Here is a 12,222-nt window from a genome sequence, read left to right on the forward strand (position 1 = left end):
GAAAACCTGACCGCTTAATTTCCCCGATTATTCTATTGTGAAAATTTAATTGTATAAGCACGCGGCTTAATACCTGATGAACTATTGCGTTCATTAAGGACAGTCTATGGAAGAAATTGTATATGCTAACATATTTCAGGAAGAACAAAATAGCGAATACGCTGGCCGAGTTGGCCAGAGTGATTGATGTAAAAGTAACCCGAACATCGCTGGATGATACCTTGATTAAACATCCGGATTTTCCTTCGCTTTTAAGTGTGGGCGACACACTTAACCGCTTTGGTATAGCCAATATGGCTGCTCAAAGAAGGCGGTTTACACTTCAGGAAATGCCACTGCCTTTTATTACCCAATACAGGCATGAAGATCGTTTTATTCTTGTTACAGCAGTAACCCCGCAATGGGTAACGTTTTATAATGGAAACCGTTACCGGCGGGTTGCCACTGATGTTTTTCAGGATAAATGGACTTTTCTTGCTTTGCTGGTGGAGGCGGGAGAAGGTGCGGGGGAGAAAGAGTATCGTAAAAACCGGATAAGCGAATTGAGAAAAGATATTCAGCCGCTTACATTTGCTGCGTTGTTTATAGTTTTTGCCGTGTTGACCTGTATTATTGAGGCTGTAAAAAGTGGTGTATCTGCAGTGTGGTTTACGTTGGCCATATTCTTAAAAATTATGGGTATAGCCATTACTTCTGTTTTACTCTGGTATGATATTGACAAAAACAATACTGCTATTAAGAAGCTGTGTGGTGCCACCGGAGGTAATAAAAAGCAGACCAATTGCTCAGCCGTATTAGATTCCAGATATGCTTCGCTTATGGGCATCAGCTGGAGTGAAATAGGGTTTGGTTACTTTTCATTTGGGTTTCTTACCTTAATACTGTTTGCCCATCAAAGTGCGCAGTTGCTTTCATTGCTAACGGTGCTGAGTTTTATGGCACTGCCTTTTATCATGCTTTCCTTATGGTTTCAATGGAGGTACATAAAACAATGGTGTATGTTGTGTATTGCCGTACAGGCTACACTGCTGCTGGAGATTATCTTATATTTTGTTCGTTTGGATATAAAAACGTTTCAGCTGCCTGCCGCTGCTTCTTTACCGGGCATTTTACTGGCGGCCGCTTTGCCTTTTACAGGATGGAGACTGCTGAAAAAATCACTGAAGAAGGGGATGGCAAAACACGCAGAGAATAGAAAGCTGAAGAAGATTAAATTCAACATAGATACGTTTTTAGCTGTTCTGAAGCAACAGCGAAGGCAGACCTGTTGGCCCGCATCCCTTGGTGTTAACCTGGGCAACAGTGAAGCGCGTAATACGCTGGTAAAAGTATGTAATCCTTACTGCCAGCCCTGCTGCGATAGCCATGAAACCCTGGTGTATTTGCTGGGGGAGCATGCTAACCTGAATGTAAAAATTATGTATAACGTTGCCAGGTTTACCGCCGACCCCAGCACCAATCTGGTAAGGCATTTTCTGGCGATTAATAAGGAGAGTGACTCCCACGAAACTATCAGGGTGTTGAATCAGTGGTATTTGAGTAAGGATAAAGACTATGATAAGTTTAGATCACTTGCTCCTTCCGTAAATGATCAAACAGCGGAGTATGATACTAATATTAAAGAAATGACAGCCTGGTGTGAAGCTAATAGCATTACAGATACCCCCACTTTCTATTTTAACGGACACCGACTACCAGAGGAATATGATCTGAGAGATCTTTCTTATTTCCTCTATGAATAAACACATTTTCTAACCTGGGCTCCTGCTCCCGATAAATCTAAGCAGGCTATAAATCAAAAAATATGAAGAAAATCAACACAACATTCGCGAACTTTAGTAGGATGGCATTATCTCGTGGTGAAATGAAGCTTATTATGGGCGGTGTGGGTGAAGAGCCGGGAACGGAGTTTGGTTCCTGTACCGGTACCTGCTCTGTGAACAGCACTGTTTATAAATGTGTGTCAGTTAAACTGGGGACAAAAACAGGATGCACTTGCCAGAAACCTGGAGGAATCGGTTGTCAGTAAATTTAAGGTGCTATCTTTTTGATAGCACCTTGTTAAATATAAATTAGAAATATATTATGCGTGTCAGAGGTCTTAATACATTAATTGGCATATTTATTTTCCCATTTATAGGCAGTGCACAACAGAATTATGAAATTAAAATTGTTTTTCCGGAGTCTGTTGATTTAAAGAAGATGTCTGTGTCTGTTGATAATGGAATTGATAACAGCGATTTGTTTCCTATTTATAAGAATAACTCTGCAATATTGTCTGGTAGATATTATTCGCGATACCCTGTACTTCGTTTTATTTATCCATTGACTAAACATAAGCTGAGTATAAAAACGTTCTTTATAGACGGAGGCAAGGGAGAAGTTAAGTTTGTTGATTCACATTCACCTGACGTTTTGGAAAAGTTTACTTCTGTTAATGCTATTGAAGAATATAAGTATAGTGGAGCAAAGGAGTTAAAAGATTTTGTGCACCAGGAAGAAAAAGTGTCTGATGAGTTTGTAAACAAATATCGGGATGAGGTTTTTGACAATGATTCCCTTTTAGATATTCTAAACGAACTAGACAGGAAGGTGCTTGATAAGCAATTGGATTTTATTAAGAAGAATGGCGATTGGTATTATTCGTTCTGGTTTTTTAAAGATCGTTTGATTGGGAATCCCAACACATTCGATGCTGATACGTTACTGTCTGTGTTTAATAGTTCTTTCCCTAATGAACTCCAAAATAGCGTGGAAGGCCGGGAAGTAAGAAAGCTGCTGGAAGGCCGTACTATAAAAAGATATGCGCTTGCTCCTGATTTTACTTCAAAAACTTACGATGGGAAGCTGGTGAAGCTTTCTGATATGAAAGGCAGGTTTGTGATGCTGGATTTTTGGGCTTCGTGGTGTGGTCCCTGTATTGAATTGATGCCGGAGATAAGGAAGGTTCGTGAAAGGTTTCCGGCGGAACAGGTTGAAATTATATCTGTTTCAAGGGATAAAGACACCTCCGCTTTCCTGAAGAACATTGAAAAGCACGGAATGACCTGGCTAAATATTCTGACAGATCCGAATGTGTATAAGAGTTATGGAGGCAGGTTCTTGCCGGATGTATATATAATTGACCGTGAAGGTAAAATTATATACCGTGGGCAGACCGATGATCGTGTGGACTATGTTACTTTTCTGGAGGCTGAAATGAAGAAGCCGATTGGCTCTGCTAAATTATAATACGATTGCTTGAAGAAGTTTACGTTTTACCATCAGCATAACAAGATGGACTGCGGTCCCGCGTGTTTGCGGATGGTTGCAAAATTTTATGGGAAGGAGATTCCTGCTGAAGCCCTGAAGCAGATTACCAGCTATAGCAAAACCGGGGTTTCGCTTTTAGGCATGGCGGACGCGGCTGAATTTGTGGGCTTTAAGGCATTTGGTGTGAAGCTGACGGCAGGAGAACTTATGGGAAGCAACAATTTTCCCTGTATTCTGCATTGGCGACAGAATCATTTTGTAGTGCTTGTTGGATTTAAAAAACGTTTTTGGAGGGTGGGTTATAGCGTTGTGATAGCAGATCCTGCTCAGGGGATGGTTACACTTACTATGCACGAATTTGAGCAGTTATGGGGTATGCCAATGGGAATTGGTTTGTTCTTGCAGCCTGGTGCAACATTTCAGGAGAAGAAGGATGAATACCTATATGTGAATCGCGATAAAGTTGTAGGCTGGCGACATATACTCACTTATCTGTCACAGTATAGAAAACAGGTTGTTCAGGTAGTGGTTAGTCTGATGATAGGCAGCGTTTTTCCATTGTTTCTGCCATTTCTTACCCAGAGTATAGTTGATACAGGTATTAATACACATAACCTCAGTTATATTCAGGTTATTCTGGTTGCATATTTTGTGCTTTTGTTGTCCCGGAGAATCGTGGATTTTCTGCGGAGTAAAATACTGTTATATGTGAGCGCTCATATCAACCTTTCTCTGCTTTCTGATTTCTGGATGAAGCTGATGCGGTTGCCTTTGAGTTATTTTGAAACCAGGCATGTGGGAGATATTCTGCAGCGGCTGAACGATCAGAGAAGGATTGAAACTTTTGTAACAGGTACTGCATTACAGACCTTTTTCTCTTTTCTGAGTCTGTTATTCTTTTCTGTAGCGCTGATTATTTATTATCCTGCTATCTTTTTTCTGTTTGCTGTTAGTTCTGTATTGTATGTGCTCTGGATTATGGTAGTGTTGCGGTGGCGGAGAGCGCTTGATTACCGGCGTTTTTCAATAGCTGCCAAAGAAAACTCCATTACCATGCAGCTGATCAATGGCATGCAGGAGATAAAGCTGAACAATGCGGAGAAAAGCAAAAGATGGGAATGGGAGGGGGCGCAGGCGGAATTGTTCAGGTTACATTATAAAGACCTTTCTGTAAATCAGTATCAGCAACTGGGAGCTTTTCTTTTTACAGAAGGGAAAGATATTCTGATTACCTATCTGGTAGCCAGATCGGTAATGGAGGGATCGTTAACGCTGGGTGCAATGCTGGCGATACAGTATATAACAGGGCAGTTATCTGCTCCGGTGGAGGATTTGCTGGATTTTTCAAGGCAGTTACAGGAAGCAAAGATTAGTCTGGAAAGGTTAAATGATATTCATTCGATTAAGGAGGAACCGGGTGGGGACGTGTTGCGGACATTTGATCTTGCGGCTTCGGAGGTGCCGGCTATTACCTTCAATAACGTTTCTTTTACTTATCCGGGTGCAGGCAATGAGCCGGTGCTGAAGAATGTTCACCTCCGGTTTCCAGTGGGTAAGGTAACGGCGATAGTAGGAACAAGTGGCAGTGGTAAAACGACTGTGTTGAAGTTGCTGCAACAGTTTTATACGGATTTCAGTGGTGAGATTCTTATTGGTTCTTATAACCTGATGGATATACCGCCTGCGGCATGGCGGAGGAATGTGGGAAGTGTGATGCAGGAGGGATATATTTTCAGCGATACCATTGCCAGAAATATTGCCATCAGTGATGAGGTGATAGATGAACAGAAACTACATCACGCAGCTACTGTTGCCAATATCAGTGACTTTATTCAGGGATTGCCATTGCGTTATGAATCGAAAATAGGTGCAGAAGGAAGTGGTGTCAGTGCCGGGCAGCGCCAGCGCATTTTGATTGCGCGCGCAGTATATAAGAATCCGGGTATTATACTTTTTGATGAAGCAACCAACTCGTTGGATGCAAATAATGAAATGCAGATTATGGACAATCTGCACGCTGTATTCAGGGATAAAACCGTGATTATAGTTGCCCATCGCCTGAGTACGGTTAAGAATGCCGATCATATTATTGTGCTGGAAAATGGAAGGGTTATGGAGGAAGGTAACCATTATTCACTGCTCAGTTTACAGGGCAGGTATAGGGAGCTGGTTCATAATCAGTTACAAATGCAGGAAGAAAACACCCTTGTAAACTAATTAAATGCCGCAGGATATTGTATCTGATATGGACAGCATTATTTCGGCCCGCAGTGCAAATGAAATGGTTTCGTACCAGCCGGGGTTCTGGGTGAATGCAAGCTTGTATGTTTTTGGCGGGATGATTTTGCTGATGCTGGCGTCGGCCTTTCTGATTCCGGTTACGGATGCTATTGAGGTGGAGGTGAAGCTTACTTCTGTTAATGCTCCCAAACCTGTTGTTGCACAGGAAGGGCGCCGTTTGGTAAAGTTGTTATTGCATGAGGGAGACTTTGTGCAGGCGGGGAGTGTTATCGGGTTTCTGGAGACGACTGCAAATGCTGAAGTTGTGATACGGCTGGATTCGCAGATACGCCGGATGGCGGACCTGTTTTATCAGATGGATGGAGAGGGGAAGCTACCGGGCATTGCAGCACACGAAACAAATGGCCTGGGCGAGCTGCAGCATGCATACCAAACGCTTATAAACCAGTACCTGGTTTATAAAAGCTACTCCGGGGATGGTTTTTTTGTAAAAAAGCTTGCATTATTGCAAAAGGATATTGTTAACAGGGAGCTGCTACGCGAAAAGCTGAAAGAAAGGCAGCAGTTGATTAATGAAGATCTTGTGCTTGAAGAGAAAACGTTTGCGGCCAGTACGTGGTTAAAGAACGATAAAGTAGTTTCTGAAGCAGAGTACCGGGCTGAGCAAAGCAGGCTTATAGGAAAAAAGGTAGTGATTCCGGAATTAGAATCTTTACTGATTGCTAACAGCATGGAAGCGGATGAAAAAAGAAAGGAGATACTGGAACTGGCTTATACGATACAGAGCCAGAAAACTATTTTTTATGAAGCGTTAAACAGCTTTGTGAGTCAGCTGGGTGAATGGAAGAAGCTGCATCTGCTGATAGCACCCTCGGAAGGGGTACTGGCTTTTCCTGATTTTTTACAGGAGCATCAGATGCTTATGCCACAGCAGGTGGTATGCTTTGTTAAAACTGCCGGCAGTTCCTGTTTTGCAGAAGTGCTGATACCGCAAAAGAACTTTGGTAAAGTTGCGGTAGGGCAAAGTGTTCAGCTGTATTTTCAGGCTTATCCTTATCAGGACTATGGATTTATTAATACCCATATTGCCTTTATATCCGGTATTTCTTCTGACAGTGGTTTTATGGCAAAGCTGAAGTTTACGGATGGGTTAACTACTTCCTTACACAAAACCATTCCTTATATTGACGATTTAAAAGCATCCGGAAAGATTATTGTCCGTAGGACGAAACTGATACATAGGCTGTTACATCCGCTTCGTAATGCTATTGCGGCGTTATAAATAGTGGCTGGTTTTGTTAAGTGTGCTTTTCTGGATGTACGTTTTATTGACCGTGCTGTTTTCTGGTGCTAAGATGCGTGGCAATATAAAAATGCTTTTTTAAAGGGGATTCTTTATAAATTGAGAATCCAATAATCCTAAGCCGGATATGCAGAATGATCTGATAAAACGTATAGAAAATGATGTGCAGGACAGAACATCAGATGCCTGGATTGCTCTTTGTAATTATGTAGATGAGGTGGCGGTCAGTGGTTCTGAAATATTTTGCCCGGCTAAAGCCATCGGCAATGAATTATATGCTCAGATATATACGTTGCCGGAGTCAATCAGACAACTAAAACAGGTAAAGGAGGTGCAGTTATACGGTAGCAGGCTTAAACGTATTCCACCAGAAATAGGTGAAATGGAGTCTCTGGAAAACTTAGACCTCTATACTTCTTATAGTCTTCACTGGCTTCCTTATGAAATAATACACTGCAAAAATCTAAAGACAAGTAGAGTTAGTACCAGGGCGCTTTATGGTAATTATAAAACCAGAAAGGGATTTCCCTGTTTGCTAAAGAATCCAGTCCGATATATGGGGGATACGGTTAACTGTAGTGTATGCGGGAGGTGTATGTCTTATGCTGAAACCGATCAGCTCTGGATTTCTCTTGAGGTGGGTACGGATGTGCTGCCATTGTTAGCTAACTTGTGTTCTGCAGCCTGTGTAAGTAAGCTACGCCCACCAGTAGATGAATATGTGTTTTATCCCCATAAAGGAGGCCCCACATTGCTACAGCCGCCGGATGATTGGACGCGGTTTGTTAAAGAGATGGAGAAGGATGAGTGGGAGCAGAAAGAACGTGGTGAGCGGGTGGTATTGCCTAAGGAAGAATTGTCAGAAGCCAAGGGGCCTGAAATAGCGCCATCGTTAAATAAAGGGTGGTTTTACAAATGGCTGAAAAAGCTTTTCCATAGTTGAAGAGGTTTGTATTTTCTTTATGGAATCCTTTTATCTTTAGCATCCTACATTCAACCCAACTCTGAATATGAAACCATACATAGCCAATCCGTGTCACGAAGACTGGAATCAGATGCTGCCGGAAGAGCAGGGCCGTTTTTGCAGAATGTGTAGCAAGACGGTGGTTGATTTTATCGACTGGGAGCCGGAGGTCATCAGTGAATATCTGATACAGCATAAAGACGAGAAGATTTGCGGGCGTTTTAGTGTTCATCAACTGTATGCTCCTGCTCAGACTGAGGAACCGAACTGGCCAGCGTTGATTGGGGTGTCGGCATTATCTTATATCAGAAAGGTGGCTGCGGTGATTATTGTGGTGTTTGGCTTGGGGGCTTCTTCCTGTAATACAGATGTGCAGGGGAAGGCGGTAGCTTCTCCTGCGATAGAGGATACTTCTTTACTTGTACCATCAGATATTGTTGAGAGCGAGTCTGTTTCAATGGGAAGCGTTATAGTACCGGCACCGGCGGAATGTGATAAAGGGCTTCATGTAGCAAAGCCTTTGGTGAATAGCAGGGCAGAGGAAGTAGTGGGAGATACAGTGGGAATTATTATCGGTTCTTTGCCCGAAGAACAAGAGCGTTATCAAAAAGGCCGTATCGATAGCGACACGACCTCTCTGTAATTGGATGCATCTGACTTTGTATTTCAAAACCTGCTGCTGTATAAGGGGAAGCTTATTTTGTATATTTACTACGTAATATTGCTACTTCTTTCGGGCCTACACCCAGTTCTTTCTCCATAAAATTTTCTACAGTACCATATTGAGCGGCAAGGGCGCTGAAGAAGCTTTGCAGCAATTCGGGGCGCAATTCCATTTCTTTTTTAATCTGCTCTGGTTGCATACCGGTGGCTTTAGACATCATGGTGAACATTTGCGCGTGCATGGGGGCCAGGTATACATTGGAGGCCGTAAAGTCTGCCTCAATGGTTGTTTGGGGTACGCCCAGTGCATACAGGAACAGGGCGGTGGCCATGCCGGTTCTGTCGCGGCCACCGGTGCAATGGTACATGATAGCGGCGGTATCTGGCAGTGTTAATAGCTGCTGAAACAGCGGGCGGTAGCGCTCGCCATAGTATTTAACGCTGGGTGAACCGTACATGGTTTGCAGAAAGCCGGTTTGTTTTATCATGGCTGCCATTTGCTGCATGTTGGGCAGGCTGTCGCTACCGGCGGGGCTGAGCAGGTACTTTGTTCCTTCGGGTAAGCGGTCAGGGGCTGCGGCAGACTCTTTAGTGCCACGGAAATCAATTACTGATATGATGTGTCTGTTGCGGAAAGTTTGCAAGTCGGCATCGGTTAAGTGACTAACATCGGCGCTGCGGTATACTTTTCCCCAGGTTACTTGTTTGCCGTCTTTGGTGGCATAGCCACCGGCATCGCGGAAATTGATTGCGCCCTGCATGCGTACCAGCCGTTGTGTGCTGTCTGCCAGTTGTGCGGCGGCGAGTACAGGCATGGAAATAGCGCCCAAAAGGATATACTTTTTCATACTTATTGTTTAAAGCGGTGTTGTATTAATGAATGATGTCGAAACGGATACCGGCCTGTCCGCGTATGCCATACCATTCTGCCATGGTAAGCCTGCGCTGATCGCCCATATAGGTTTTCAGGGGCTGGTTGGTTAAGTTGTTGAGTTCTGCAAATACTTTCAGTTTTCTGCTTACGCTTACGGTGGCGGAAGCATCTACGGTAAAGTTTTTATCGGTCCAGGTGTAGAAGTCTGCACCCAGTGCCTGGTTAATGGTTTCTACTGACTTACCGCGGTAGTTACCGGCTAACCGCACCATTACGCCATTACGTTCGTAAAACAGGATGGTGTTGAAGAGCAGTTTAGACTGGTTGGGCAGGCTTGCTTTATCGGATATGTTACCAGCGGTTCTGGGAATGTTTACTTCTGAATGGATGAGGGTGAAGTTACATTCGATGCCAAAGCCGCTCCAGAAATCTTTCAGGAAGTCGAAGCGTTTGTTAATACCGGCTTCTACACCTGCCAGGCTGGCATTGTTGAAGTTGCGCGCCTGTGTTACGGTGTAGTTGTTACCGTTTTCGGTATAGTTGCTTCTGTTGGTGAAGATAACATCCTGTATATGCTTGTAGAAAACACCACCGGAAAGCAGGCCTATGTTGTTGAAATAATATTCGCCCATGAGGTCGAAGTTATTGGAGAAGGTAGGTTTGATGCCGGGGTTACCACGGGTAATGGTGATAGGGTTTTTGGTGTTGTCTACCGACTCTGCAGGCGTCATATCACTGAAGTTAGGACGGATGAAAGTGCGTGTAAATGCGGCGCGGATGCTGGCTTTGTCGTTAATGCTGTATTTCAGGTGCAGCATAGGTAGCAGTGCGTTGTAGTGGTTTGTAACCGTAGTGTCTTTTATTACGGTGCCTGTGCCGCTGATGGTTGATTTAGAGCCGTTGAGTTCCATATGGGTATACTCGTTACGCACGCCGCCTATAAATTTGAGTTTATCGGTAATGTCGTACTCGGCCATTACATAACCAGCGGTAACATCTTCAAAACCTTCGTACAGGTTGGTGTTGTTGGTGGCGCTGGTATAGTTGCCAAAGCCGTTTTTCTTCAGGGTATCGGCCTGATACAGATTGAACAGCTGGTTTTTGGTAAGCGGGTTCATGATGAACTGGTTGTAGTGGCCGCCCATGTTTTTGAAGAATTGCTGCCCTTTGGGAAAGCTTTCTGTTTGCAGTTGCGACAGGCTTAACAGAGCAGGGGAGCCGGGTATGCCCAATGCTGCGCCTGGCAGATATACAAAGTTAGAGCCATAGGTGCTGCTGCGTGTTTTATGGCGGTATTTGATACCGGCTTTCAGGCTCAGTTTGCTGCTAGCTGTTACTTTAATGTTTGCCTGTGCAGTACGATCGCGCTCTTTAGTATCTAACTGTGCAATTACCAATTGTTGCAGCGTGAGTCTGGTGGGGTCCATTACTTCTTTGGCATTGGTTATACCCGGCTGGAAATCCAGCGGATCGCCACCTACACCATTGGGAGAATCGAAGCCCCAGTATCTTTTACCATCAGCCGACAGGTTGCTGAAGCCACCGGTGATTTTTTGACGGAAAGTGGCAATGGGCAAGCCTTTGCCGCTACTGGTAGGAGGGGTTTCCAGAAAATACTTAGACAGGTAATCGCTTGCAGACCAGTCCAGCTTTACACGCGTTGCCAACTGGTGTTCACCCCCTACTTCTGCACCATTGATTTTGGTTTGGTAGTGGGAGTAGCGATAGTTGTACTGGTAGCGGCTGTTGGTATAGTCTACATACGACTCATATACGGGGCGGATGTCGTTGAATTTGGTCATCATGCCACGGAAAGTGATTTTATGGGCGGCGTTGAATTTATATTCCAGGCCCAGGTTGCCACCATAGGTTTGTCGCTTACCCATGTAGCGTTTCAGCATTACAGTGTTGATAGACTTTTGCTGGGCGGCATCGGCCAGGCCCGTGTTGTAAGACGTTTCGTAGCTGTCGGTACCCCATTGCCTGTCCCAGATGGCACCTGCCAGCATAATACCCAGACGGTTATTAAAGAAGCGGTCGCCATACACTGCCGAAGCGTTATAGGTACCGTTTTGAGAGAAAGTATTGTAACCACCTGCCAGACTTGCATTGAGTGTTCTTTTAGCGGGTGCAGTGCGGGTGATGAAGTTGATAGAGCCGCCGATAGCATCACCTTCCCAATCGGGCGTAAGTGCTTTGGCTACCTGCACATACTGAATCATTTCGGAAGGTACGGCATCCAATACTGAAGAACGGTTGCCCAATACGTTAGAACTGGGCAGTCTGCTACCGTTGAACATAGTGCTGGTCCAGGCGAACGGGGTACCACGCACGGTAGCCTGGTCGGCTTCGCCATGGTAGCGGGCTACGGCCACGCCCTGCATGCGCTGTACGGCTTCGGCTGCATTACGATCGGGCAGTTTACCAATGGCATCGGCTGCAATTACATCCATAATGGCTACGGAGTTCTTTTTAATAGCATACGCCTTTATCTGGGAGGGCGCCATGGTACCTCTTACCAATACTGAGCCCGGACCGTCTGTAGCAAGGCTCAGTAGCAGGTTGCCGGCATCGTTAACGCCTTCATGCACTACCAGTTCCAGTTGCTTTTTCTCATATCCTACGTAAGAAACGGTAAGGGTTTGTTTACCGGTAGCATTCAGAAGAATGGTGAATGCACCATTAAGATCGGTAGTGGCGGTTTTTTTATTTCCGGCTGCGCTGATAGTTGCGCCGGGTAACAGGCCATCTCTGCCCGCGATGGTACCTTTTACCACCTGTGCGCCAGACTGCAGCCAGCCCACAATACCCAGAAGTACAATGCCGTTTTTCCAACCCGGCATAGAGAGCGTTTTGGTACGCATGATTGTTAATTTTCGGCAAAGTTGCCAGGGTAGTTTCACAGCAGCGTCCGTAACGGCCGGG

9 protein-coding genes are annotated in these 12,222 nt (G+C 44.7%); 7 read left to right on the forward strand and 2 right to left on the reverse strand.

Annotated elements, in window-relative coordinates; genetic code table 11:
• The first annotated feature begins 122 nt into the window (after positions 1-122).
• The 7 genes from IEY13_RS06155 to IEY13_RS06185 all read left to right on the forward strand — a co-directional run bounded on the left by IEY13_RS06155 (position 123) and on the right by IEY13_RS06185 (position 8,403).
• Positions 123-1,742: a vitamin K epoxide reductase family protein gene (locus IEY13_RS06155; RefSeq protein WP_188951053.1), complete on the forward strand. Its 1,620-nt coding sequence runs from the start codon at positions 123-125 to the stop codon at positions 1,740-1,742.
• 62 nt (positions 1,743-1,804) lie between these two features.
• Positions 1,805-2,029 carry a hypothetical protein gene (locus IEY13_RS06160; protein ID WP_188951054.1) on the forward strand — a complete coding sequence of 75 codons (225 nt, stop codon included), beginning with the start codon at positions 1,805-1,807 and terminating at the stop codon, positions 2,027-2,029.
• 56 nt (positions 2,030-2,085) lie between these two features.
• Positions 2,086-3,231: a peroxiredoxin family protein gene (locus tag IEY13_RS06165; RefSeq protein WP_188951055.1), complete on the forward strand. Its 1,146-nt coding sequence runs from the start codon at positions 2,086-2,088 to the stop codon at positions 3,229-3,231.
• Between the two features lie 9 nt (positions 3,232-3,240).
• Positions 3,241-5,469, forward strand: a complete 2,229-nt coding sequence (locus IEY13_RS06170; protein ID WP_188951056.1) for a peptidase domain-containing ABC transporter — start codon at positions 3,241-3,243, stop codon at positions 5,467-5,469.
• Positions 5,470-5,473: 4 nt separating this feature from the next.
• The gene (locus tag IEY13_RS06175; RefSeq protein ID WP_188951057.1) at positions 5,474-6,775 is read left to right on the forward strand and encodes an HlyD family secretion protein; all 1,302 of its coding nucleotides are present in this window, start codon (positions 5,474-5,476) and stop codon (positions 6,773-6,775) included.
• A gap of 148 nt (positions 6,776-6,923) precedes the next feature.
• Positions 6,924-7,739 (forward strand): leucine-rich repeat domain-containing protein, encoded by an 816-nt coding sequence (locus IEY13_RS06180; protein ID WP_188951058.1) that lies wholly within the window; start codon positions 6,924-6,926, stop codon positions 7,737-7,739.
• A gap of 67 nt (positions 7,740-7,806) precedes the next feature.
• On the forward strand, positions 7,807-8,403 hold the full coding sequence (locus IEY13_RS06185) for a hypothetical protein (protein WP_188951059.1): 597 nt from the start codon (positions 7,807-7,809) through the stop codon (positions 8,401-8,403).
• A 52-nt stretch (positions 8,404-8,455) separates the two neighbouring features.
• Here IEY13_RS06185 and IEY13_RS06190 read toward each other — a convergent pair whose 3' ends face one another.
• Both IEY13_RS06190 and IEY13_RS06195 read right to left on the reverse strand, forming a co-directional pair.
• Positions 8,456-9,271, reverse strand: a complete 816-nt coding sequence (locus tag IEY13_RS06190) for a tyrosine-protein phosphatase (RefSeq protein WP_188951060.1) — start codon at positions 9,269-9,271, stop codon at positions 8,456-8,458.
• A 25-nt stretch (positions 9,272-9,296) separates the two neighbouring features.
• A complete protein-coding gene (locus IEY13_RS06195) occupies positions 9,297-12,161 on the reverse strand; it encodes a TonB-dependent receptor (RefSeq protein ID WP_188951061.1) in 2,865 nt (954 codons plus the stop codon).
• Positions 12,162-12,222: the final 61 nt, after the last annotated feature.

Source organism: Filimonas zeae (assembly GCF_014641615.1).
Classification (GTDB): domain Bacteria; phylum Bacteroidota; class Bacteroidia; order Chitinophagales; family Chitinophagaceae; genus Filimonas; species Filimonas zeae.